22 protein-coding genes are annotated in these 24,345 nt (G+C 66.2%); 14 read left to right on the top strand and 8 right to left on the bottom strand.

Features of this window, described 5'->3' with window-relative positions:
• Positions 1–58 precede the first annotated feature (58 nt).
• From GSQ87_RS11995 to GSQ87_RS11970, 6 genes are all read left to right on the top strand, one after another.
• The gene (locus GSQ87_RS11995) at positions 59–1,207 is read left to right on the top strand and encodes a 3-oxoacyl-[acyl-carrier-protein] synthase III C-terminal domain-containing protein (RefSeq protein WP_158915668.1); all 1,149 of its coding nucleotides are present in this window, start codon (positions 59–61) and stop codon (positions 1,205–1,207) included.
• Complete coding sequence (locus GSQ87_RS11990; protein ID WP_254062902.1) at positions 1,204–1,905, top strand: iron-containing redox enzyme family protein; 702 nt, start codon at positions 1,204–1,206, stop codon at positions 1,903–1,905. Before GSQ87_RS11995 ends, GSQ87_RS11990 begins: the two co-directional genes overlap by 4 nt.
• Positions 1,902–2,843: a hypothetical protein gene (locus GSQ87_RS11985; RefSeq protein ID WP_158915667.1), complete on the top strand. Its 942-nt coding sequence runs from the start codon at positions 1,902–1,904 to the stop codon at positions 2,841–2,843. The genes GSQ87_RS11990 and GSQ87_RS11985 overlap by 4 nt, the downstream gene beginning before the upstream one ends.
• Before the next feature lie 23 nt (positions 2,844–2,866).
• Positions 2,867–3,601, top strand: coding sequence for a dienelactone hydrolase family protein (locus GSQ87_RS11980; RefSeq protein ID WP_158915666.1), 735 nt, complete (start codon positions 2,867–2,869; stop codon positions 3,599–3,601).
• 156 nt (positions 3,602–3,757) lie between these two features.
• Entirely contained in the window at positions 3,758–6,172 is a 2,415-nt protein-coding gene (locus GSQ87_RS11975) for a hypothetical protein (protein WP_158915665.1), read from the top strand.
• A 97-nt stretch (positions 6,173–6,269) separates the two neighbouring features.
• Positions 6,270–8,102 carry a DUF885 family protein gene (locus GSQ87_RS11970; RefSeq protein ID WP_158915664.1) on the top strand — a complete coding sequence of 611 codons (1,833 nt, stop codon included), beginning with the start codon at positions 6,270–6,272 and terminating at the stop codon, positions 8,100–8,102.
• A 13-nt stretch (positions 8,103–8,115) separates the two neighbouring features.
• Here the strand turns inward: GSQ87_RS11970 and GSQ87_RS11965 are convergent, their stop codons facing one another.
• Complete coding sequence (locus tag GSQ87_RS11965; RefSeq protein WP_254062901.1) at positions 8,116–8,730, bottom strand: peptidylprolyl isomerase; 615 nt, start codon at positions 8,728–8,730, stop codon at positions 8,116–8,118.
• Positions 8,731–8,870: 140 nt separating this feature from the next.
• Here GSQ87_RS11965 and GSQ87_RS11960 point away from each other — a divergent pair, with 140 nt between their 5' ends.
• Entirely contained in the window at positions 8,871–10,406 is a 1,536-nt protein-coding gene (locus GSQ87_RS11960; protein WP_158915662.1) for a CYTH and CHAD domain-containing protein, read from the top strand.
• Between the two features lie 702 nt (positions 10,407–11,108).
• A complete protein-coding gene (gene dinB / locus GSQ87_RS11955) occupies positions 11,109–12,191 on the top strand; it encodes a DNA polymerase IV (protein ID WP_158915661.1) in 1,083 nt (360 codons plus the stop codon).
• Positions 12,192–12,204: 13 nt separating this feature from the next.
• Here the strand turns inward: dinB and GSQ87_RS11950 are convergent, their stop codons facing one another.
• The gene (locus GSQ87_RS11950; RefSeq protein WP_371416666.1) at positions 12,205–12,831 is read right to left on the bottom strand and encodes a DUF1134 domain-containing protein; all 627 of its coding nucleotides are present in this window, start codon (positions 12,829–12,831) and stop codon (positions 12,205–12,207) included.
• A gap of 131 nt (positions 12,832–12,962) precedes the next feature.
• The gene (locus GSQ87_RS11945; RefSeq protein ID WP_158915660.1) at positions 12,963–13,901 is read right to left on the bottom strand and encodes an NADP-dependent oxidoreductase; all 939 of its coding nucleotides are present in this window, start codon (positions 13,899–13,901) and stop codon (positions 12,963–12,965) included.
• 192 nt (positions 13,902–14,093) lie between these two features.
• Here GSQ87_RS11945 and GSQ87_RS11940 point away from each other — a divergent pair, with 192 nt between their 5' ends.
• The gene (locus tag GSQ87_RS11940) at positions 14,094–14,279 is read left to right on the top strand and encodes a hypothetical protein (RefSeq protein ID WP_158915659.1); all 186 of its coding nucleotides are present in this window, start codon (positions 14,094–14,096) and stop codon (positions 14,277–14,279) included.
• Between the two features lie 278 nt (positions 14,280–14,557).
• Positions 14,558–15,397, top strand: coding sequence for a slipin family protein (locus GSQ87_RS11935; RefSeq protein WP_158915658.1), 840 nt, complete (start codon positions 14,558–14,560; stop codon positions 15,395–15,397).
• A gap of 72 nt (positions 15,398–15,469) precedes the next feature.
• Here GSQ87_RS11935 and GSQ87_RS11930 read toward each other — a convergent pair whose 3' ends face one another.
• The 3 genes from GSQ87_RS11930 to GSQ87_RS11920 all read right to left on the bottom strand — a co-directional run bounded on the left by GSQ87_RS11930 (position 15,470) and on the right by GSQ87_RS11920 (position 19,105).
• On the bottom strand, positions 15,470–15,655 hold the full coding sequence (locus GSQ87_RS11930) for a hypothetical protein (protein WP_158915657.1): 186 nt from the start codon (positions 15,653–15,655) through the stop codon (positions 15,470–15,472).
• A 237-nt stretch (positions 15,656–15,892) separates the two neighbouring features.
• Positions 15,893–17,977: a catalase gene (locus tag GSQ87_RS11925; RefSeq protein WP_158915656.1), complete on the bottom strand. Its 2,085-nt coding sequence runs from the start codon at positions 17,975–17,977 to the stop codon at positions 15,893–15,895.
• Between the two features lie 183 nt (positions 17,978–18,160).
• Positions 18,161–19,105 carry a GlxA family transcriptional regulator gene (locus tag GSQ87_RS11920; protein WP_158915655.1) on the bottom strand — a complete coding sequence of 315 codons (945 nt, stop codon included), beginning with the start codon at positions 19,103–19,105 and terminating at the stop codon, positions 18,161–18,163.
• Between the two features lie 116 nt (positions 19,106–19,221).
• On the opposite strand from GSQ87_RS11920, the gene GSQ87_RS11915 reads away from it, so the two are divergent.
• Entirely contained in the window at positions 19,222–20,037 is an 816-nt protein-coding gene (locus GSQ87_RS11915) for an SDR family oxidoreductase (RefSeq protein WP_158915654.1), read from the top strand.
• 87 nt (positions 20,038–20,124) lie between these two features.
• Here the strand turns inward: GSQ87_RS11915 and GSQ87_RS11910 are convergent, their stop codons facing one another.
• A complete protein-coding gene (locus GSQ87_RS11910) occupies positions 20,125–21,963 on the bottom strand; it encodes an ATP-binding protein (protein ID WP_158915653.1) in 1,839 nt (612 codons plus the stop codon).
• 414 nt (positions 21,964–22,377) lie between these two features.
• Positions 22,378–22,749 (bottom strand): YccF domain-containing protein, encoded by a 372-nt coding sequence (locus tag GSQ87_RS11905; protein WP_158915652.1) that lies wholly within the window; start codon positions 22,747–22,749, stop codon positions 22,378–22,380.
• A 178-nt stretch (positions 22,750–22,927) separates the two neighbouring features.
• Between GSQ87_RS11905 and GSQ87_RS11900 the strand changes: the two genes are divergently transcribed.
• The 3 genes from GSQ87_RS11900 (at position 22,928) to GSQ87_RS11890 (ending at position 24,318) form a co-directional block, all read left to right on the top strand.
• On the top strand, positions 22,928–23,200 hold the full coding sequence (locus GSQ87_RS11900; protein ID WP_158915651.1) for a hypothetical protein: 273 nt from the start codon (positions 22,928–22,930) through the stop codon (positions 23,198–23,200).
• Positions 23,201–23,820: 620 nt separating this feature from the next.
• The gene (locus GSQ87_RS11895; protein ID WP_216839251.1) at positions 23,821–24,093 is read left to right on the top strand and encodes a hypothetical protein; all 273 of its coding nucleotides are present in this window, start codon (positions 23,821–23,823) and stop codon (positions 24,091–24,093) included.
• Positions 24,094–24,102: 9 nt separating this feature from the next.
• Positions 24,103–24,318 (top strand): hypothetical protein, encoded by a 216-nt coding sequence (locus tag GSQ87_RS11890; RefSeq protein ID WP_158915649.1) that lies wholly within the window; start codon positions 24,103–24,105, stop codon positions 24,316–24,318.
• Positions 24,319–24,345: the final 27 nt, after the last annotated feature.

Below are 24,345 nucleotides of genomic sequence, written 5' to 3'. Positions count from 1 at the left end.
TCAGGCCGCGTGGCCAGCCTCTTCCATCCGCCCTTTCGACCCGGTTTTGGAGCGTGACATGAGCTATCTGCGGCCTGTCTATATCACCGGGACCGGCGCCTTCCTTCCTGGCGAGCATATCGGCAACGCGGATATGGAAGCCTTCCTCGGCGCCGTGGGCGGACGGCCTTCGCCGCTCGGCCGCCGGGCGCTTCGGTGGAACGGCATCGCTGGACGGCACTATGCGCTGGAGCCCGATGGGCGTTGGCTGCACTCCAACGCCTCGATGTGCGCGGATGCGGTGCGGTTGGCGTTGGGATCGGCGGGGCTGGGACGCGAGGACCTCGACTGCCTGACGGCGGCGACCACCCAGGGCGACCTGCTGGCGCCCGGCCACGCCAGCGCCGTGCACGGCGAACTGGGCGGCGGCGGGTTGGAGGTGGCCAGCTTCCAGTCGGTCTGCGCCTCGGCGCTGATGGCGGCCAAGTACGCCTGGATGGCGGTCGGCGCGGGCGACGCGGACTGTGCGGCGACCACGGCCGGCGAGTTCTCGTCGCGCTGGTTCCGTCCCGAATTCTACGAGGGCGGCGCGCTGGTCGACGCCAAGGGCCGGCTGTCCATGGCGGCCGACTTCCTGCGGTTCACCCTGTCGGACGGGGCGGGTGCGGTGGTGATGGAGGGCCGGCCGAAGCCCGACGGGCTTAGCCTCAAGGTCGAATGGATCGATCTCGTCTCCCTGGCCGGCCAGTTCGACCCCTGCATGTGGGCCGGCGCGACGGCGGGGAATCGGACCGAGCGCGAGGGCGCCTGGAGCCGGCACGGTCCCGTCGCCGCCCACGCCAGCGGCGCGCTTGCGCTCCAGCAGGACTTCCACCTGCTCAAGACGGTGATCCGCGCCTGGATCGGGGTCTATCTCCAAAAGGTCGACGCCGGCCGGATCGACCCCAAGGCGGTGGACCATCTGCTCTGCCACTACTCCGCCCGCTCGCTGCGCGAGGAGATCGTGCAGATCCTCCAGACCACCGACGCCATGATCCCAGAGCCGCGCTGGTTCACCACGCTCGCGGAGAGCGGCAATGTGGGGTCCGCCTCCATCTGGATCATGCTCGACGCGCTGATGCGCGCGAATCGGGTGAAGCCCGGCGAGCGGATTTTGTGCATCGTGCCGGAGAGCGGGCGCGCCATGGTCGGTTTCATGATGCTGCAGGTCGTAGGAGCAACCCGATGAACCACATGCAGGGCCTGATCCCGGAGGCGGTTCCGGACGCCGCGGTTTCCGACGTGCTGCGCAAACTGGCGGTGGTCTGGACGGGGTTCGAGGCGCGACTGGAGGCGACGCCCTTGATCCGCAAGCTGACGCGCGGCCGGTTCGAGCTTGCGGACTATCACGCCTTCCTGATCCAGCTCCGCCAGCAGGTGCAGGACGGCGCTCTATGGATGTCGCGGGCGGCGTCCAACATCGACGTGGCGCATCTGGAGCTGCGCTCGACCCTGATGCGCCACGCTGTGGCCGAGCATCGCGATTTCCGGTTGCTGGAAGCGGACTTCGTCGCGTCCGGCGGGGCGTTGGAAACCATCCAGGCCGGCCGGAAGAACATCGGCTCCGAAGCCCTGTCGGCCTGGATGTTCCACCAGGCGTCCATCCCCAACCCGTTCGGCCTGCTGGGCGCGATGTTCATCATCGAGGGGCTGGGTTCGATCAAGGCCGCCGAATGGGGCCGCCGGGTGCGCGAGCGCCTGTCCTTGCCGCCTCAGGCCGTCAGCTTCCTGCTCTATCACGGCGAGAACGACAGCGAGCACATGCAGACCTTCGCCGAGATGCTCGCGCCGGTGGCGACCTGTCCTGCGACGGCGGCGCGTATCGTCCGCTGCGCCGAAGTCACCGCGCGCCTCTACGCCCTGCAGATCGAGGAGATCGTCGCATGAGCCCTGCGCCCGACCCGTTCGACATCGCCCGCTTCGATCCCGCCGATCCCGATCCCTGGCTGGCGCTCTATCTGGACCACAGCCTGCCGATCGACGATGGGGCCAAGCGGGCGTTGCTGCTGGGCAATCGTTCCTTCAGCCGGCGCTGGCTGTTTCCCGTCGTGCGGCCGTTCATCTTCGCCGCCTTCGTCCTGATCAAGCTGTTGCGCGCCATTTCCCCGCGGGCGCCGAACCTCAACGTGACGCTGCACCGGCTGATCCACTGGGGCCTGAAGACCTTCGCCTCGCCCCAGGCCAACGCCCTGATCATGCGCCACTTCCATATCGGCACCGAGATCCTGGCCTTCATCCGCGCCAACGCAGGGCCGGTGGCGGCGGAGACTATCGCGCTGCGCCCTGTCCGACTGAAGGACCTGGAGGACAATGTCTTCCTCCAGCACGACCTGAACATCTACAACTTCATCATCCGGCTGAACGCCGAGCTGCGCGCCCAGGACCGCGACCTGGCGCCGGTGGAGCACCCCGATTTCTCGATGATCTCCGACAGCTTCGAGCTGGAGGCCTTTCCAACCGGCCGGCTCAACATCATCGACGTGCAGACGGCGGTGGAGGCCTACACCCCGCTCTACGCCCTGCTGCTCCCACGCGCCGATTTTGTGCGCGCGGCCAATTCGCTGCAGCTTGACGAGGTGATCGCCGTCTATATCGCCCAGATTCTGGGCACGTCCTACCACCTGGCCTTCATCAAGAACGGTCATCCGCTGGTCCAGCTCTCCACCCTGCAGGCCGGCTACCGGCTGATGATGCATGGGCTGGACTGCGAGTGCCTGCACGGATGGCTGCGGGTGCTGAAGCAGCGTCAGGCCATGGGCCTGCCGGTCGATCCGCGCGTCCCCACCGCCATCGGCCGCGTCTCGCCCGCCGTCTTGCCGGCTTGAGGCCCAGGGTCGTGAGCCCGGACATGGCCTCCCATATCGACCGGCTCGTCCCGCATCTGAATGTGGTCAAGCCTGCGGGTCCGGGGCCGTTTCCGGTCGTGGTGCAGATGCACGGCTGCGGCGGCGTGCAGCCGATGCAGACCCGCTACGCCGAAGCCGCGAGCGAGGCCGGGGTTGCGGCGGTGATCGTCGACTCCCTGGCGCCCCGCGACATCGGCCGCCGCGAGGCGCAGCTCACCGTGTGCACGGGGTTGAGGCTGCGCGGCGCGGAACGGGCGATGGACCTGCTGGCGATCCTGCAATGGCTCGAGGGCGAACCCTGGGCCGACACCACCCGCCTCGGCGCCGCCGGCTGGAGCCACGGCGCCTGGGCCATCATGGACGCCCTGGCCGCGCCCGGAGCATCGGTCGATCCCAGGCTCGCCGCCCTGAAGCTGGCGGTGCTGTTCTATCCCTACGCCGGGCCGCCGACCCGCACGCACCGCCACGGCTGGGGTGCGAACCGGCCCAAGGTGTTCGCCTGCCTGGGGGGCCGCGATGCGGTGGTGGGAAACGTCGCGCCCCGGCGCGCGCTGAACCGGCTCGGGGCCGACGGCCTGGACGTGCGCATCCTGGACCTCCCCGACGCCACCCACTGCTTCGACGACGAGTACGCCAGCGATCCCCGCACCCGTTACCGTCCCGACCTCGCCGCCCAGGCGAGGGGCTTCTACGCGGCGGCGCTGTCGGAGGTGCTGATACGGAGCGGAGCTTCCTGAGCTTCAACGCGTTTGGTGGGGATGTGGCGCAGCCGTCATTGGCGCGCAGCACGTTGTTGACATAAAGGCTGTGTAGCCCGACGCCCTCCACTAAAGCGTGGGTGTGGGGCCGGGCGGTCTGATCGGCTTCGCCTAAACTTCGGACGGCAGAATTACATGGCTCGACTTTTGCGCATCTTCTGCCTGGTGCTTTTATTCGTCGCCCCCAGCACAGTTTTCGCTCAGCCTGCCCAGTTCGATCTGGTTGGGCCGACGCTCGAGGTCAAGGTGACTCACGCGGGCGTCACCTTGCCGATTTCCCAGACCCCGAACCTCGCCGCCGGCGATGAGTTGTGGATCAAGGCCGACCTGCCGCCGGGCCAGTCCGTGCATTATCTGCTGGTGGCGGCCTTCCTGCGCGGATCGACCAATCCGCCGCCGGCAAACTGGTTCTACCGGCTGGAGACCTGGGGCCGTAAGGGCCAGGACGGGCTCAAGATCACCGTTCCCCAGGACGCCCAGCAGGTGTTGGTCTTCCTCGCGCCTTCGACCGGCGGCGACTTCGGCACCCTGATCGGCGCCGTGCGCGGTCGCCCGGGCGCCTTCGTGCGCGCCTCCCAGGATCTCAACCAGGCCACGCTCGACCGCTCCCGGCTCGACACCTTCCTAGCCTCGGTCCGCAAGGCCAATCCGGGCGATCCCGACTACCTGAAGACCATCTCGCCGCTGCTCGCGCGCAGCCTGGCGGTCAAGCTCAACCCCGACTGCTTCCAGAAGATGCCCGAGCTCCAGGCCGCCTGCCTGATGCAGGGGCAGGACTCGCTGGTGTTGAACGACGGGCACAGCACCTCGATCGTCCAGGCGCTGACCTCGGGCAATCCGGCCGACCTGGCGATGCAACTCAGCGCCAGCCCGCAGGCCGGCTTCGGATACTACAGCCCCTACGTCGCGGCGGCGTTCGATATCGCCCGGATCATGGATTCGCTGCACACGGCGCAATACCAATACATTCCGGCCCTCGCCACGACCCAGGGCGACCAGCTCTCGCTGCTGCTCAATACGCCGCCGTCTTTCCACAATCCGATGTCGGTGCTGGTGGCGGCCCTGCCGGCCGTCGAGCCGCCCCAGGCCCCGCCGCTGCAGCCCGTCGATCCCAAGGAGGTTTACTGCGCCGAACGCAAGGATCTGGTGCTGCCGGTCGTCGGCGCCCCATTGGCCTTCTCGACCGACTACGCCCACGACATGGTCCTTCGCCTCAAGGGCAAGGACGGCAAGACGGTCGACCTGCCGGTCAAGGCCGATGCGGAGAAGGGCGGTTTCATCGCCGACGCCTCCGCGATCAGTTCGGACAATTTCGAGGGCGCGGTCACCGGCTCCCTGCATGGCTTTTGGGGTTTCGCGCCGTTCGACGGCCCCGAATTCCAGCTCCAGACCGTCCGTCCCCAGCACTGGCAGGTGGTCGCCGACGACGAGCAGTCGCTGATCGTGGGCCGCGACGACGTCGTGCATATCGAGTCCCAGGGCGCCGCCTGCGTCGACAGCGTCATGGTCCAGCAAGCCTCGGGCGAACCCGAGGCGGCGGTCTGGAAAGCGGTCCCGCCGAACCAACTGGCGGTCACCGTGCCGCTCAAGTCGGCCGAGCCCGGTGGCGTGACCCTGCTGGTCAAGCAGTTCGGGGCCAAGGATGCGGACGTGGTTCCCTTGCAGGCCTTCGCCCAGGCCGGCCATCTCGACAGCTTCGACTTCCATGCCGGTGATGTTTCTGGGGTGCTCAAGGGCACGCGCCTGGACGAGGTCGCGGGCCTGACCCTCAGCGGGATCGGCTTCAAGCCCGGCCAACTCACCACCGCCCATGGCGGCGATGAACTCACACTGGCCACCTCCGACCCGCAGGCCGCCGACAAGTTGAAGGCGGGAAAGACCGTCAACGCCAAGGTGGCGCTGAAGGACGGGCGCACGGTCAGGCTCGAAGTCTCGGTGGGATCGGGTCGCCCAGGCGCCATCCTGATCAGCAAGAGCGTCCAGCCCCAGGCGTCGAGCCCGCCGAACCTGATCCAGCTGACCGGCCAGGACGAGGTCCCGCAGGGCGCGGTTCTGACCTTCTCGATCCACGCCCAGGGAACCACGAGCTTCTCGGGCGATGCGAAGGTGGAGGTGGCGGCCGCGGACGGAACCTTCCTGACCACCCTCACGCCCACCAGCGGCCTGGTGCTCGAGGATTCCCACGTCGCCCTGGCCACGCTCGACACCGGCAAGGCCTTCAACGTCTCCGCCTTCGGCCCGCTGCGGTTCCGCATCGTCGACGACCAGGGCGCGAGCGACTGGCAGCCTCTGGCCACCCTGGTCCGGTTGCCGACGGTGCATGATCTGAAGTGCCCGGCCGGGCGGGATCAGCCCTGCCAGCTCAGCGGCGCCAACCTGTTCCTGATCGACTCGCTGTCGAGCGACGCCGGCTTCGACCATCCGGTCAAGGTTCCGGAAGGCTTCACCGGCTACGTCCTGGCAGTCCCCCATCCCTCCGCCGCCGGCCGGCTGCACGTGAAGATGCACGACGATCCCGTGGTGGTGAACCTGATCAGCTCGGAAAAGTGAGGAAAACCGCCGGTCGTCGCCCTTGATCGGGCGGAAGCTTGTGTGTGCCGGTTCGCGCCGGTAGCGTTTCCAATCTGGACCCGCTCAAGGAACGCCCATGCGCCGTCGCGACCTCCTCAGCTCCGCCGCCGCGGCGGCGGCTGTATCCGCTTCGCTTCCGACCGGAGTGTTCGCGCAGGCGGTCTCCGGGGCGAGGCGGTCCGATCACCTGGACGCCCTGTGGAGTGGGTTCCTCGAAGAGCAACTTCGTCGCAAACCCGAAGAGGCGACGTCGCTCGGTCTCGACAAGGGCGAGAACGCCGCCCTCAAGTCCCGTCTGAACGACCGCTCGCCTGCCGGCAAGGCGGCGGATCGGGCCGCGACCGCCGACCGCTTGCGCCGACTGGCCCAGGTCGACCGCAAGGCCCTGAGCGGCCTGCCCGCCATCGACTACGACACCGTGCTCTACCAGGCCCGCTCGGTCGAGCGGCTGCTGGCGTTCGACTATGGGGCCGACGACGGCTTCGGCGCGGCGCCCTATGTGCTGAGCCAGCTCAACGGCGCCTATCGCAGCGTCCCGGACTTCCTCGACAGCGAGCACCGGATCGACACCGCCGCCGACGCCGACGCCTACCTGGCGCGGCTGGAGGCCTTCGCCGTGGGGATCGAGGCCGACACCGACCACTTCCGCCGCGACACCGGCGTGGGCGTGGTCCCGCCCGACTTTATCATGGACACCCTCCTGGGGCAGCTGAACAAGGGCCGCGCCACGCCGGAGACCGCCGACGTGGTCGTCGCCCTGGACAAGAAGCTGAAGGCCAAGGACCTGCCCGCGAGCTATGGCGAGCACGCCCGCAAGCTGTACGCCGAGCGCATCGCGCCCGCACTCGACCGCCAGATCGCCGCGGTGAAGGCGGTGCGCCCGAGCGCCGGGCACGAGGCGGGCGTCTGGCGGCTAAAGGATGGCGAGGCGCTCTATGCGGCCGGCCTGCACAGTTCCACCACCACCGACATAACGCCCGAGGAGATCCATAGGCTGGGCCTGGATCAGGGGGCGGAGATGTCGGCCCGCATGGACGCGCTGCTGAAGCAGCAGGGCCTGACCCAGGGCAGCATCAGCGAACGGGTGCAGTCGCTCTACAAGGACCCGACTCAGCTCTACGCCAACACGCCTGAGGGCAAGGCCCAGCTGCTCGCCTACCTGGAGCAGAAGCTGACGGCGATGAAGGCCAAGCTGCCCATGGCGTTCGGCCATATCCCGCACTTTCCGGTCGAGGTGCGCCCGGTGCCGCCGGCCATCGACGCCGGTTCGGCCCACGCCTACACCAACTTCCCGGCCCCGGACGGTTCGCGGCCGGGCATCATCTACTTCAACCTGCACGACACCTCGGAGTGGCCGCGCTTCACCCTGACCTCGACGCTTTATCACGAGGGGCTGCCCGGCCATCAGATGCAGGGCGGGGTGGCGCTGGAGAACACCAAGATCCCGCTGTTGCGCCGGGCCACCTTCTTCTCCGGCTACGGCGAGGGCTGGGCCCTGTACGCCGAACGGCTGGCCGACGAGTTGGGCGCCTATTCGGACAATCCCCAGGGGCGGATCGGCTATCTGCGCTCGGAGCTATACCGCTGCGGGCGGCTGGTGGTCGACACCGGCATGCATCACTTCAAATGGAGCCGGGAGAAGGCCAGGGCCTATCTGACCGAGCTGGACGGCGACGCCTCGGCCTCCACCACGCGCGAGATCGACCGATATATCTCCACGCCGGGGCAGGCCTGCAGCTACAAGATCGGGGCGGTGCAGTGGCTCAGGCTGCGCGAGCGCGCCCGTACGACGCTGGGGCCGAAGTTCGACCTCCGCGCCTTCCACGACCACGCGCTGGAGCTGGGCGCCATGCCGCTGGACGTGCTCGGTCGGGCGGTCGCCGACTGGACGGAGACGCAGAAGACCTGATCCGCGGGCCGCTTCAGGCTGCGCGCCGGGCCTGCAGGATCGGGACCGGGACCGCCAGGATCTGCCCGCGCATCACCGGGTTGCGCGCCTCGCTCGAGGTCGGCATGGCCAGGATGGCGCGCACCACATCCATGCCCTGCAGCACCTGGCCGAACGCGGCGTAGCCGGCGTTGTCGCCCGGTGTGTCCGGGTGGGCGTCCAGGTAGGGCGCGTCTCCGCAGCAGATGAAGAAGTCGGCTGTCGCCGTGCCCTCGGCCTCGCGCGCCATCGAGATGGTCCCGTCCTTGTGGGCCAGTCCGGTCAGCAGCGTGCTCTCATGGGCGATGGGCTTGAACAGCCGGGCCGGATCGTTCTGCAGGCCGCCTTCGACTAGGCCCACGTTTGGGAAGCCGGGCGGGTGCGCCGCGCGATAGAAGCTCGCCCCGTCGAAATGCTTGGCGTCGACGTAGCGGAGGAAGTTGGCCGAGGTGATCGGCGCCTTGTCCGGCCGAAGCTCCAGGACAATCAGGCCCATCTGCGTCCTGATCTCGACCTTGATCCTCCCGTCGACGGGTTGGCCGTGCGCGGACCCCGCAACGAAAACGCCCGCGGCGGCGAGAAGACTGCGCCGGCTCCAGGGATCGCTCATGCTCATGGGCCTCCGGGTGGGTTGCTGCGTTGATGTCTTACGTCGAATGGCGAACGGATGGCGAGATTGTCGCGTTTTAACCTTATCGTTTGCTGCGAACTCGAATTGGCGCGCGCCAGCGACGTCGAAGAGGAACCCGGATGACCGAGGCCAAGCGCGTGGCGCCCGTCGAGACGGAGCTGAAGTTCGATCTCGTTCCCGACCGCGTGGATCGCCTGTGGTCCTACGCCCTGTTCTCGAACCCGTCGACGACGACCCAACTGACCTCGACCTATTTCGACACCGAGGATCGCAAGCTCCAGCGCAACACCATCGGCCTGCGCGTCCGGCGGCAGGGGGAGGGCTTCGTCCAGACGGTCAAGGGCGGCGGCGGGGGCATGATCCGCCGCGACGAGTGGGAGGCCGCCATTGCGGGTGAAGCCCTCGATCCGGCCCAGCTTCGCGACACCCCCGTCTGGAAGCTGGTGGACGGAGACACCTCCGCCCTGCAACCGGTCTTCACCACCTCGGTCGAGCGTATCAGCCGGCTCTGGACCCGCGGCGCCGATACGATCGAGGTCAGCCTGGACCGGGGCGAGATCACCGCCAGCGGCGAGCGGGTGGAAATCCATGAGCTCGAACTGGAGTTGAAGGCAGGCGCGGTCGAAGCCCTGTTCGATCTGGCGCGCGAGTTGTCCGCCGACGGCGCCATCCGGCTGGCGTTCGAGAGCAAGGCCCATCGCGGCTATCGCCTGGCCGACGGGCGAGGTCAGGAGCCGATGCGTGCGGGACGAGTGGCGATCTCCCCCGATCTCACCGCCGGCCACGCTTTCCAGCGGATCGGCCTGGACTGCCTGGCCCAGGTCGCGGAGAACGCCCGTCTTTTGTCCACAGCCCACAATCCTGAGGCCGTGCATCAGCTCCGTATCGGCATTCGCCGCTTCCGCGCCGCCCTGAGCGCCTTCGAGCCGATCGTGCTGGGCGAGGGCGCCGCGCGGGCCAGGATCGAGACCAAGTGGCTGGCCACGGAAATGGACGAGGCCCGCGACCTCGACGTCTTCATCCACGACACCTTTCACGCCCTCGCCTCGGTGGTGGAGACGCCCGAGACGGCGGCGGGGTTCGAACGTCAGCTCCTGGAGGCGCAGTCGCGGGCCTATGCGCGCGCGGTGGCGGCGCTGAACTCGGATCGCTATGCGGCCCTGCTGCTCGAGACCGTCGCCTGGCTGGAAATCGGCGACTGGACCCGCTCCGAAGACCAGGTGGCCGCCGCCCTGCGCGACGGGCCGGCGAGCGTATTCGCGCCCGAGGCCCTGCGCCACCTTCGCAAGGCGGTGCGCAAGAAGGGTAGGCGGCTGGCGCACCTGGACGCCCATCAGCGCCACAAGCTTCGGATCAAGGGCAAGAAGCTGCGCTATGCGGCGGAGTTCTTTTCCGGGCTTTGCGACGCGCGCCCCGCGCGGCGGCGAAAATTCCTTACGCGCCTGAAGCGGTTGCAGGAGCGGCTGGGCGAACTGAACGACCTTGCCGTGGCCCGCGAGAAGGCCGCTCAACTGGTGCAGCATGGCTCCGCCGACATCGCCTTCGCCGCCGGTCAGATCGTAGGCGCGCGCCAAGCCGAGGAGAAGGCGCTGGCCCGCAAGGCGGCCGACGCCTACGCCGATTTCGCAGCCGCCCGGCGTTTCTGGGCAGGATAGCGATGACGGGTTTCGACCCTGAGCTGACTCCCGAGCGGACGCAGCTGTCGTTGTCGCAGCCCGGGAATATTTTATCTACGAGTAGTGACTAAACGGATCGACTATCTCTATCCCGGTCACAATTCGCCGTTGATCATAATCGAAATTGTAACTCCACTGATAATGGATCATCACAGTGACCGCTTTTACCGGCTTGAAGGAGCTACAAGATAGGATCGGGCGGAGTGGTTGATTCGCGCCTGCCCAGTTCAGAAAGTGACAGGCGTATCCTGCTTGTTGCATCGTTAGCTCGGCAGCCTCTATAGAACTACCGAGCGCGATGCGCCGGCGAACCTGTGCGAGTGCTACTTGCGAGCTATGCTCCCCGCCTAAAGACGGCCCATTCGCGATCAAACAAGCGTTAAGGCCGAGGCACATAAACGCGACCAAGAAGGCTTGAGCTGGTTTCCAAGCTATTCGCTGCTGGGGAAACATGGATGGGGCCTCAGTAAATTTTTGGTAGTGAGTGTCCGTCGGAGTGTGGCGGATCAATGACAGCTCTCCACCCTTCTCCGACATTCAGAACGTCCGCTTGCTGGACCGTTGCGTCGCCTCCGCGTCCGCATTGAGCCTTGGCTCTTAGGAAGTGCACGGCATAGACGCCGGTCGCTTGCATGCAGGACGGTTCATCCTTCGTTCCGACTCTGCTATGTGTTTCCGGCCATGAGCGCGTCGGTTCGCAAGATCATCCACATCGACATGGACGCCTTCTATGCGTCGGTCGAGCAGCGGGACAATCCGGCCCTGCGCGGTCGCCCCGTCGCGGTCGGCCATGGGGCCAAGCGCGGGGTGGTCGCGGCGGCGAGCTATGAGGCGCGGGTTTTCGGCGTGCGTTCGGCCATGCCCTCGACCACAGCGGCGCGCAAATGCCCGGAGCTGGTGTTCACCCCGCCGCGCTTCGAGGTCTACCGGTCGGTGTCGCGCCAGATCCACGCCATCTTCGCCGAGTACACGCCGCTGATCGAGCCACTGTCGCTGGACGAGGCCTATCTGGACGTCAGCGCCAATCTCAGGGGCCTGCCGACGGCGACCGAGACGGCGGCCGAGATCCGGCGGCGCATCTTCGAGGAGACCGGCCTGAACGCTTCGGCCGGGATCTCCTACAACAAGTTCCTGGCCAAGCTGGCCTCCGACCATCGCAAGCCGAACGGCCAGTTCGTGGTGACGCCGACGATGGGGGCGGCCTTCGTCGAGGCGCTGCCGGTCGGCAAGTTCCATGGGGTCGGCCCGGTGACGGCGGCCAAGATGAACGGGCTCGGCATCTTCACCGGCGCCGATCTGCGCCGACAGAGCATCGAATTCCTGCGCCGCCATTTCGGCAAGTCGGGCGGCTGGTATCACGATATCTCGCGGGGCGAGGACGAGCGGCCGGTCAACCCGGATCGTTCGCGCAAATCCTCCGGCTCCGAAACCACCTTCCGGGAAGACCTGACCGAGCCCGCCGACATCGAGGCCGGCGTGATCGCCATGGCCGACGAGGTCTGGGCCTGGTGCGAGAAGGCCCAGGCCTTCGGCCGCACCGTCACGGTCAAGGTCAAGTACGCCGATTTCCAGCAGGCCACCCGCAGCTTGACCCTGGCGACGCCGGTTGCCGACCTCGAACGCCTACGCCGGGTCAGCGTCGATCTGGTCCGCACCGTTTATCCGCCGGCGAAGGGCATCCGCCTGCTCGGCGTCACCCTGTCCAAGTTCGGCGAGGGGAGGGAGGATGAGGCCCAGCAGCTGGACCTCGCCCTGGCGCCGTGACGCCTGTCGGACCCTAGAAGGGGCTGATGTGGCGGGTGCGGCTGTAGTCCAGATAGCCGACATTGGCCCCGGCGCGACCGCCGACGCCGGTGCGGATCGGGGCCAGGGTGATGTTGTCGGCGCGCTGATAGTTGATGCCGAAGCCGGCCACGAAGTAGATCGAGCCGTCCACGCCCGGGAAGCGGTGGTAGATCTGGTCGGGCCGTTCGATGCCGTAGCACAGGGTGAACACGCGCGAGCCGTTGGCGCCAAGGTCGAAACCCGCCGACGGGCCCTGCCAGAACACCTGCTTGCGGGGGCGATGCTTCATGTACAACTCGCCCTTGCCGTAGCGTAGGCCGACAACCACCGCGCCGGAGACTTCCGTCCCGGAGATGTATCCGGTCGGCTGGCCGTTATCGCGGAAGGCGCGCTCGATCACCCCGGCGATGCCTTGCGACGCGGCCCCGAAGAAGTCCGAGGCGGCGTGGACGATCTCCTCCTTGGAATAGGGCTCCGCATTGGGGCCGGGGCTATAGGGGCGCGTGCCCGGGTTGACGGGGCGCATGGCGGGTTGGGCCTGCGCCCACTGCGATGCGGACGCCGCGGCGAAGGTCGCGCCCAAGCCCGCTGCGAAAAGATGGCGACGGTCCATGTTCATGGTCGATGTCCTCGATATGGACGGCGCCACGTTTGCGCCGTGTGGTCTGGGGCGTAAATTTCCAAGAGGCGATCGGGTTCCGAAGACGGCGCATCCTCCAACGGGGTGGGCGCTCCGTCGCGAAACCTTTCTCAGCGGTGCTGTGCACCTACGGTCAGCACCACCTTTCCGCGCACATGATCGTTCTCCAGGTGGGTCTCGGCCTCGGCCGCGGACGCCAGTGGGAAGACCTTGTCGAGCGTGACCTTCACCTCGCCCGCGTCGATCATGCGGGCGATCTCGCGCAGCTGCTCGCCGTTGGGTTGGGCGGTGTAACGGCTGGCCTGGACACCCGCCTTGGCCGCCTTCTCCGCATCGGGTTCATGCACGGTCGAGATCAGGGCGCCGCCGCGCTTGAGCACCTGCCAGGAGCGGTCCTCGGTTTCGCCGCCGATCAGGTCGTAGACCAGGTCCACGTCGTGCACGATGTCCTCGAACCGCTCGGCGCGATAGTCGATCGCCCGGTGCGCGCCGAGCCCTTTGACGAACTCGATCCCGTCGCTGGATGCGGTGGCGAACACCTCCGCGCCCTTCGCCCGGGCGAACTGGACGGCGAACGGGCCGACGCCGCCCGTGGCCCCGTGGATCAGCACCCGCTGGCCCGCTTTCAGGCCGCCGTGGTCGAACAGCCCCTGCCAAGCCGTCAACGCCGCTAGCGGCACGGAGGCGGCCTGGACCATGTCCAGCGAGGCGGGCTTTAGCGCACAGACGTTTGCGGGGGCGGCGACCCACTCGGCGAAGGCGCCGCGATCCTGCGGCAGCATCGTGAACACCTCGTCGCCCTCGACGAAATCAGAGACGCCGATCCCGAGCTTTTGAACGATTCCGGCGATGTCGCGTCCGAGCACGATCGGTAACTGGTCGGCTTTGACGGCGGGGTAATCGCCTTTGCGGATCTTGTAGTCGACGGGATTGGCGCTGGCCGCCTGGACTTCGATCAAAAGCTCGCCCGGCCCGGCCTCGGGTTGGGGAAGCTCTTCCAGCTTCAATACTTCCGGGCCGCCAAATTCGTGAATGCGCACCGCTTTCATGATTCCAACCCTTACTTTTCTGGCGGCCTCCTGCAGCCGGTTGAAGGTCAAAGCCTTGGGCGAGCGGCAAGTTTCAGCTTGACCGGAGAAAGTTGTACGGTGGCGGCGCATCCTGTGGTCCGCAGGCGACCGGCGCTCGGGCGGGTGACTTAAAGGGGCTGCACGGAGCTATCGGTGTGTTAAACTGGCCCCATGTCGGACCAGAACGATCAACCTGAAAAAAAGACCGCAACGCAGACCCTCGCCGAGCTTGTCGCACGCCGTAAGGCCGGTGCGGGAAATGCCGGATCGCAGGGCTTCGGCGCCGGCAAGCGGCAGGACGAACGCGCCGCCGCCGCCAGGTCCGCCGCCAAATCAAAACCGGCGATGCGGAAATAACCACGCGTCTCGACGCGATAAACTGCTAATCCTCATAAGCGGCATGCATCGGTTCTCCGCGTGCGTGTCGTTCAAGGTCGATGAGGAAAATACTGAAGTGAAAGAAACCAAGGGAAAGCCGAAGAAGGCCGGGGGCTCGAAGCCGAATGCTTCGCAACCCAGCCTCAAGGGTCTCACGTCCACGCCGACCAAAAACAAGTAAAGCTCGCCAAATATTTTCTGAAGATCATATTTGGGTCGGCGAGGCGTTTCCGCGCTCGTCGGTTTAGGAGTTCGCCGTGAACCCGATCTCGCTGTTTCTGGCTATCGTGCTGCTTTTCATCGGCGCCGGGGCCGGGACGGTGAAGCCTTACCTGGCGGCGCCGTTCGCGGTGGCGGCGCTGCTGGTCGCCCTGTCGCTGAAGATGGCCAATACCTGGCAGAAATTCGTGGTGCTGCGCGCCGGCAAGCTGCAGGGCGTGCGCGGGCCGGGCCTGTTCTGGATCCTGCCGGTGCTCGACAGCGTGACCGCGGTGATCGACGAGCGCATCCAGACCACCGCCTTCAACGCCGAGCAGGCGCTGACCCGCGACACGGTTCCGGTGAACGTGGACGCGATCATCTTCTGGCACGTCCATGACGCCCGCAAGGCCGCCCTGGAGATCACCGACTACCGAATGGCGATCGACCGCGTGGCCCAGACCTCGCTGCGCGAGATGATCGGCTCCTCGATGCTGTCGGCCCTGCTGTCGGATCGCAAGACCGCCGACGAGCAGCTCCGCGCCGGCATCGGCGACAAGACCCTGGCCTGGGGCGTCACCGTCTCGTCGGTGGAGATCCGCGACGTGGCCATCCCCGAGGCGCTGCAGGACGCCATGTCCCGCCAGGCCCAGGCCGAACGCGAGAAACAGGCCCGGGTGATCCTGGGGTCCGCCGAGGTGGAGATCGCCAACCAGTTCGTCGAGGCCGCCAAGCTCTACGCCGATAATCCCGAGGCGCTGCAGCTGCGGGCGATGAACATCATCTATGAGACGACCAAGGAGCGGGGGACCACCATTCTGATCCCGAGCTCCATGGTCGATAGCATGAACCCGGCGTCGGCCCTGGCTCTGGCTTCCCAGGCGAAGCGGAACGGCTGAAAAGCGCGTCCAGCTTGGCTGGACACGCCTTGGCCGCGCTTTGGCTCATGGGTGCAGAATCCCGCGCCGCCCTTAGTGGGCGCGCGCGGTGCGGGCGCGCAGCAGCGCGGCGGCGAGAAAGGCTTCGGCTTCCGCCAGGGTCTGGGCTACGCGGGCGCGCCGTTCGCCGGTCTTGATGGCGAAGTGCTGGGTGGTCTCGGTGACCGTGGTCCAGAGCTCCATGCCCTCGACCCGCTTCAGAAGTGTCGTCCGCGCCATTGTGGACTCCAACGGTGATTATGAACCGAACCTTAATGCGGGCCCTGGCCTGAGTCCCATCATCATCTCGTGATGCGCCGGATCGGTCGGGGGATATCTGCTGCGAGGTGGCCGTCCACGCAAAAAAAAAGGCCCCGCCGAAGCGAGGCCAAAGTCATAGGGAGGAAACGCCCAAGAAGGGCGCGGTTTCTTTTGGTCATATGGTCGACCAAAATCAATGCGACGTTTTGGTGCGCCTCAAGCCAGCAAGCGCAGTTTGGGCTCTCGGTCCCACTGCCGGGTGGCGGCGGCCTTCAGGAACGCCTTGGTGTCGGACAGCTCCATCACGCCGGCGTCCGGTTCTACGCCGGCCTTCTGCAACAAGGGTTTGCAGTCGGCCGTGTGGCCGATGGCTTTGAGGTGGGCGAAGGCGTTCATCACGAAATCCAACGCCGCGCTCTCCTTCACCAGGGAGGCGCAGCCGCCCTCAGACAGCACCAGCGCCACCGCATCGAAGATCATCGACGGCGCCCCGGCGAGCTGGGCGTCCGCGGTTAGGCTGGAGCCGTCCTTCAGCGTCACCTTGATCTTGGGCGCGATGATCGTCGCGTCCGCCCCGGCCTTCTCCACCGCCGAAGTCACCGTCTGGACCATCGCCCCGTCGGAGCCGTCGGCCACCAGCACGCCAACCGCGCGCCCCTTCAGCGTCTCGGGATACTTGCCGATGATCCGCAGCGCAGGCGACAGGTCCATGTCGATGGGCGCCTTGGCGGGCTTTGACGCCTTGGGCGCATCGTCGAGCCCCAGGCCCGCCGCCACCCGCTTGGCCAGCTTGGGGTCGACGTTCTGCAGGTTGGCGATCACCCGCAGGCGCACATGCTCGAACGTCACCTTGGACAGCTCGAACACGATGGCGCTGGCCAGGTGGGCCTGCTCCGGCTCGCTCTGCGAACGGAAGAACAGGCGGGCCTGGCTGTAGTGGTCGGCGAAGGTCTCGGCGCGGATGCGGACCTTTGTCTCCTCCACCGGGACCGCGGCGGTGCGGAAGCCGCGGTCGGGGCATTCGCGCGGTCCCCCGATCTCGCCCGCCTCGGCCAGCGAGTTGGGCTCGTAGTTGGCGCGGCCCTGGGGGACGTTGTGCTGCATGTGCCCGTCGCGCTGGAAGTTCATCACCGGGCAGCCCTTGGCCTGGTTGATCGGCAGCTGGTGGAAGTTGGTGCTGCCCAGCCGCGAGAGTTGGGTGTCGAGATAGGAGAACAGCCGGCCCTGCAGCAGCGGGTCTTCCGAGAAGTCGACGCCGGGCGGGACATTGGTCGGCAGGAAGGCGACCTGCTCGGTCTCGGCGAAGAAGTTGTCCGGGTTGCGGTCCAGCACCATCTTCCCGACGATCTCGACCGGGTGCAGTTCCTCGGGGATCAGCTTGGTGGCGTCCAGGATGTCGAAGGGCAGGACGTCCGCCTGCTCCTGGGTCAGCAGTTGCACCCCGAACTCCCATTCCGGGAAGTCGCCGGAGTCGATGGCGTTGTAGAGGTCGCGCCGGTGGAAGTCCGGGTCCGCCCCGGCGATCTTCACCGCCTCGTCCCAGCAGGTGGATTGCAGGCCAAGCTTGGGGCGCCAATGGAACTTGACGAAGGTGGCCTTACCCTTCTCGTCCAGCAGGCGGAAAGTGTTGACGCCGAAGCCCTCCATCATCCGCAGCGAGCGCGGGAGGCCCCGGTCCGACATGGCCCACATGATCATGTGGGTGCTCTCCGGCGTCAGGCCGATGAAGTCCCAGAAGGTGTCATGGGCGGTCGCCGCCTGCGGATAGCCCCGGTCGGCCTCCATCTTGGCGGCGTGAATGAGATCGGGAAATTTGATGGCGTCCTGGATGAAGAACACCGGGATGTTGTTGCCGACTAGGTCCCAGTTGCCCTCCTTGGTGTAGAACTTCACCGCGAAACCGCGCACGTCGCGCGGCGTGTCCACCGAGCCCGCGCCGCCCGCGACCGTGGAGAAGCGCACGAACACCTCGGTCTTCTCGCCGACCTCGGTCAGGATCTTGGCGTGGGTGACGTGCTTGAGCGACTTGGTCAGCTCGAAATGGCCGTGGGCGCCGGAGCCGCGCGCATGGACGATCCGCTCTGGGATGCGCTCGTGGTCGAAATGGTGGATTTTCTCGCGGAGGACGAAGTCCTCCAGCAGGGTCGGGCCGCGCGGGCCGGCCTTGAGCGAGTTCTCGTTGTCGCCGACCGGAACGCCGTGATTGGTCGTCAGTCGGTTGTCAGGGCCGGATGCTGTCTGGTGCAGCTCGCCCCCGTTGCCGATCCGGGCTTCGGGGCGGGGCGGGCGGTCGTTTGCCATGGCGGGCCAGTCTTCTTTTGCTGAGCGCGCGCGGTCTCGAGGCGTCGAAGCCGAGGTGTTGAGCCGCTGTCTGCGAGGTGACGACTCAACCCGCGCCGCACGCGCTAAGTTCCTGCGCCCGGGCGCTCCGCTCGACGCTGGGAGCCCGCAAGCTCCGCCTACGGTGAGCGGCCGCAGGTGGTCTCAGGCCGCCGCTTCGGCGCGGGCGTTGCGCCGGATCACCTGCGGCGGCTGGCCGAAGGCGCGCAGAAAGGCGCGGCGCATCCGGTCGGGGTCCGCGAAGCCGGTCTGCTGGGCGACGGCGTCGATGGGGTGGCGGCTCTGCTCCATCATCAGCCGCGCGGCTTCCAGGCGCAGGTTCTCCACCGCCTTGGCCGGGGACTGCCCGGTCTCGGCGTGGAAGGCGCGGCTGAACTGGCGGGGGCTGAGATGGGCCGCCTCGGCCAGGTCGGCGACCGTCAGCGGCGTTGTCAGGTTGCGTCGCGCATAGGCCAACGCGCTCTGAATGCGGTCCGATTTGGGGTCCAGCTCCAGCAGGGCGGAGAACTGCGACTGGCCGCCGGCCCGGCGGTGATGGACCACCAGCTTCTTGGCCACCGTCCGCGCGGCTTCCAAGCCCAGGTCCTTCTCCACCATGGCCAGGGCCAGGTCGATGCTCGCGGTCATCCCGGCGGAGGTCCAGATCGGACCGTCGACGATGAAGATGCGGTCTTCCTCGACCTTCACCTTGGGAAAGCGGGTCTGCAGATCGCGCGCGTAGAACCAGTGCGTCGTCGCGCGGCGCCCGTCGAGCAGGCCCGCCTCGGCCAGGACGAAGGCGCCGGTGCAGGTCGCCGCGATCCGCCGGCATTGTCCGAGCGATCGGCTCACGAGCGCCAGCAGGCCGGGTGTCGACGGCTCGATCTGCGCGCCGCCGCCGACGATCAGGGTGTCGAAGCCATCGGTCTGGAAAGGCTCAGTTTCGACCCGAAAGCCCATCGAGGTCAGCACCGATCCCCCGGTCTCCGATAGCAGGCGCACGTCGTAGACCTGCTCGCCGGCCTGCATGTTGGCCATCTCGAAGGCGGAGATCGCCGCCAGGCTCATCACCTGGTAGCCGGGGAAGGCGACGAAGCCGATCCGTTGCATGTCGATCTCCGGGTTGTGGCCTAAAACGCCGGATATATGACATTTGGGACGCCGTTCGCCAAGCCTATACCGGGCCTCAGCAAACGCCGCTTCCCGGCGTGCAGAGGAGATGGACCATGAGCACCAACGAAACGAAGGGAACGGCCCTGGTCACGGGCGCGTCCTCGGGTATCGGCGCGATCTATGCCGACCGCCTGGCCAAGCGCGGCTACGACCTGATCCTGGTCGCCCGCAACCGCGACCGGCTGACCACCTTGGCCCAGCGGATCACCGACGAGACCGGCCGTTCGGTCGAGGTCGTCGCCGCCGATCTGAATGACAAGGCCGACCTGGCCCGGGTCGAGAGCACGCTGCGGACAGACGCCAGCATCACCCTGCTGGTGAACAACGCCGGCGTCGGCGGCGCCGGCCCGCTCCTGTCTTCGGACGTGGAGAAGATGGATGCGATGATCCAACTCGATGTCGTTGCGCTCACCCGGCTGACCTACGCGGTCGCGCCCGCTTTCGTCGCGCGGGGCGCGGGGACGATCGTCAACATCGCTTCGATCGTGGCGATCTCGCCGGAGATGCTGAACGGGGTCTATGGCGGCGCAAAGGCCTTCGTGCTGGCGTTCAGCCAATCGCTTCAGCACGAGTTGGGCGCCAAGGGCGTACGCATCCAGGCGGTGTTGCCGGGCGCGACGGCGACGGAGTTCTGGGACATCGCCGGCCTGCCGGTCCACAACCTGCCGGCCGCGATCGTGATGTCGGCCGAGAACCTGGTGGACGCCGCCCTTGTCGGGCTCGATCAGGGTGAAGTCGTCACCATCCCGCCCTTGGCGGACAAGGCCGGCTGGGACGTCTACGAGGCGGCGCGTCTGGCGATGGCCGGGAAGCTTTCGAGCGCTCAGCCTGCCGCACGCTATGGGATCGCACCTGCCAAGGCGGCCTAAGCTGCCCTAGCCGCGACATGTCGCAGGAGGCTGGAGCGCCCGACCGGGGTTCCAGCCTCTTGCGCTGGCTGGGAGCATCCCTCGCCGTTAACCGACGCTGTCGAGCACCTTGTCGATGGCGGAAAACAGGTTCTCGACATCGATCGGCTTGGTGACCACGCCGTCCATGCCCGCCGCTCGGTATGCCGCCTGCTGATGCGCCATGGCGTTGGCGGTCAGGGCGATGATGGGCGTTCGTCGTCGGCCGGAGCGAAGCTCGCGTTCGCGGATGGCCGCTGTCGCGCTCGGCCCATCCATGACCGGCATCTGCACGTCCATCAGGATGATGTCCCAGGCGCTCTCTTCCCAGGCCTGAACCGCGCGCTGGCCATTGTCGACGATGTGGACCTCCGCGCCGACCTGAAGCAGCAGGGTGCGGATGACGAGCTGGTTCACCGCATTGTCCTCGGCCACCAGGACCTGGAGGTTGTGGTTCTGCGGCGAGGGTTGGACGTCGACGTTCTTTTCCGGCGCACGGGCCTCCGGTCGCGGCGCTTCCATCAGCGGCAGGACGGCGGTGAAGACGCTGCCTTGGCCGACGCGGCTGGAGACCTCGATCCGGCCGCCCATCAACTGAGCGAATTCCTGCGAGATCGCCAGGCCCAGGCCGGTGCCGCCGATCTTGCGCGTGGTGGAGCCGTCGAGTTGGACGAACTTCTCGAACAGGGCGGCCATCTTGTCGTCGGGGACGCCGAGGCCCGTATCGTGGACCGCGATCCTGACGCCGTCCGTCTGCCGCGTGATCTCGATATACACGCTTCCCGCTTCGGTGAACTTCACCGCGTTGGAGATCAGGTTGTACATGATCTGCCGGATGCGCGTGGAGTCGCCCCGGAAGAAGCCCCTGGCGGACGGTTGGACGATCAGGCTGAAGTCCAGGCCCTTGCGCTCGGCCATCGCGGTGAAGGCGGCGTGGGCGCCCCGCGCCAGGGTTTCCAGGTCGAAGATGTCTTCTTCAAGCTCGAGCCTGCCGGCCTCGATCTTGGAAAGGTCGAGGATATCGTTCAGCAGCGCCAACAGCGTTTGACCGGACTGGCGGATCACCTCCAGCCGGCCGCGCTGGATGTCGGTCATTTCCCCGGCCGCCATCGCCTGCACCATGCCCAGAACCCCATTCAAGGGCGTGCGGATTTCGTGGCTCATGGTGGTGAGGAATTCGGACTTGGCCTGATCGGCGACCTTGGCCTTCTCGCGGGCGTGCTCTGCGATTTCCCGTTCCCGGACCGCCTCGTCCCGCGCGCGCGCGAGATCAGCGAGCAGGTTCGCGTTCTGGCCGCATGCGGCGGCCCAGCTCAGCCATAGCTTCTGGGTCTCGTAGGCGATCAGCACGACGATACAGGCGAGCATGCCCAAGGCGGCCAGCATCGCCACGCCGTGGGCGGAGCCGTAGAACGGGGCCAGGCCGCTGGCGATCGCGGCCACCAGCGGGAACATCGCCCGGCGGAACAGTCGAGGCGCCGCGATGAACTGGACCATCGCCACGCAGATCGACCAGCCCTGCATCAGCAGCAGGACCGCGATGGTCTCCACGCTTGGATGCAGCAGGGCCGCGCCCAACGGGCCGACCACGCCTAAGGAAAATCTGAGCAGAACGATCCAACCGAGGCGGCGTACGCCCGTTTCCGGATCGATCTGATCGACACGAAGCAGCCGCCGCCGCAGGATGTGCTGCAGGCGGGTGTCGACCCCTAGGCCGACCGTGGCGGATGCGATTCCTAAAATGGGAAAGCCAAGCAGGGCGACGATGACGCCTGCGGCCGCCCAGGACAAATAGAGGATCCACCAACTGGTGATCATGCTCTTGAGCGTGATCTGATAAGCGTTCGGGGGCTCGACACCCACCTCCAGGGCGGGCGGGATAGCGAAGACGCTGGGTGCAGTACTCATCTATGCCTCGAGCTACTTCGCTGGGCCGGTCCCTTTTTGAGCCGGACTTACAGTGCAGTTTCCAATCATTAGGCAATATTGGGGCCATTGCAGTCTACGGTTGTGTGGCGGTTCCCTTCCTATCCTTTCGGCTGAGCAGTTCCCATATCCGTCATGAGAGCGCTACCAGACGTACGGTCGCGCCATTGAAACCCACTCGATCCGAATTCCGCGCCTCACCTCCATTTTTGAGGTGAACGTCCCTTGTGGCGGTTTGATGCAATCCCGTTAAGCAATGGACTACCGAAGGTCCGGCTGCGGCTGGCTGCTGCAGTTTGTCACGTAAGGGTTGCGTCGGGGCGTCCGTTCAACCGTCCGATGGCGGTTGCGCCTGACGTCGTGGCCTGTCGGCGTTGGGTTGGGGCGATTTGAGGCCTAGACCTCGATCACCGTCTTACCGACCGGGGCCAGGGAGATCAGGGCGAGCTTCACGTGCTGGATGGCGAAGGGGATGCCAATCAGCGTCACCACCAGCAGTACCGCCAGCACGAGATGGTGCAGCGCCAGCCACCAGCCGGCGAACACGAACCAGACGATGTTGAGCAGCAGGCTGACCTCTTGCCCATGGTAGCGGGAAACGACTGCCCGACCGAACGGCCACGCCGAGAACGACGCCAGCCTCAGGGTGGCGGGAACCCAGGGCAGGCCGATGATGGTGATCGCCAGGATCACGCTCGCCAGCAGCCAAAGCAGCCCCGAAATCCAGCCGCCCAGAACAAACCACAACAGGTTCAATAGTGTGGACATGGCGGTCTCCGGGCGGGGCGTTCGGCCTATATGGCCGCGCCGTGACGGGAGAAGCCTAGGCGCTCGGCCGCGATTTATTCAATGGCGAGCGTCGGGCGAAACGGATTTTTCGAGCTTCCCCACCTGCCTGATGCTCCTAATGGACGCATCGTTTTGCAAGCTTGAGCGTTAGAGGCTTATGATCAGATTTCGTAAGCCCCTGATTCCGCTGGTTGGCGAAGGCTCGCTGAGCTGTGCGAGGATCGCCCAGCCCGTCACCTACAGCATCACCTCGACCGACGCGATGAAGAGCGGAAAAGGCTCGGTCACCGGCGCCATAGAGCATATGCACGCGGCCTTCTCGAGCGGACTGGCGAGCCTGACCATAGAGACAGGCGCCGCCATTTCCGTGATGTTCGTCGGTTATACGCGCGGAAGCGACACGGCCTATTTCGAGATTACCCGCCGATAGCCGGACGGGCGTCCGGCGCGGGCGCCTTCACCGCTTATCCAAGCATCTCGGCCACGAGCTGACGGAGTTCTTCACGGCTCAGGCTTGGGCCCAGGTTGCGGGATTCCGGCGGCCGGAGCTGGGTTTGATCGCGACGTTGATCGAAGGAGGAGAAGGAGGGGCGCGAGAGCGCCTTGCGGGTGGATTCAATATGGATGTTCATTTAGGTCCAAGATGGTCGTCGACGCTTTTGGCGTGACGAGGCGCGTCGATGAAATCGCGCGCACATGTAAGATCACAGTGGGAAAACCGCACCGCGATCAATCTTCATGAAGTCTCGGTAGAAAGCTGCTTGGCTCTATGAGCCCTTGGCAGAAGCCGAACTAAGGTCGGATTGATTTCGGCTATATGCCATCTGTGGCGGATATTTGCAATAGCCGATCTTTTCGGCTCATCGAGCGCAATTTTTTTGCGGACATCGGGAATTCGAAAGGCCTTGCCTGGGGTCACTAGCGGCAGTTGGGATCGATCCCCATATCACAGGGGTACAATTCTGCTGCGCGACGGCCATCTAGCTTATTTCTCAATATGGTCACGGTGCGGGGCGTCCTTTCTTTTTGATCAGCACCGGAGCGGAATAAATGATGTCGCGTAGAGGTGGTGGCTCGATGAAGCTACTCGGGTCCTCGCGAGGCGAGGGCGCTTTGCGTACCGAGGACGCCCAGTTTGCTGTGAGCTACAGCCTGGACACCTTTCAGGAGCGGGATCGCACCACGGTCAGCGGCAGCCTCGACGGGGACGCAAGTTCGGTCGAAGACGGTGCGGTCGGTTATCTGAAGCTGGAGTCGGGGGAAGAGATCAAGATCGCCTTGATCAAGCCCGATACGGAAGGTGCGGACTTCAAGTCGGTCTAGGGAGGCCATATGGATATCCCGGAATACGGGCCGGCTGAACTGCTGCACGAGATCGAGTTGGCCTATGACGATATGGCGCCGCTCTCTTCGGAGATGAGCATCAGCATCGTCGATGCAAATGATCAACCGCTTGTTGTCATCCTGAGTTCGGACGCTATGCGGCAGATCGGAGCCTTCCTCGAAGCCGCAAAACTTCAATTTCCAAAGATTTTTCAGGTCCAATGAGGCTTGAATATTTAATCCTTGATTCTC

Source organism: Caulobacter sp. S45, from assembly GCF_009765965.1.
Classification (GTDB): Bacteria; Pseudomonadota; Alphaproteobacteria; order Caulobacterales; family Caulobacteraceae; genus CAHJWH01.
The sequence above is the reverse complement of the archived record's forward strand: the minus strand, read 5'-3'. Positions and strand labels throughout refer to the sequence as shown.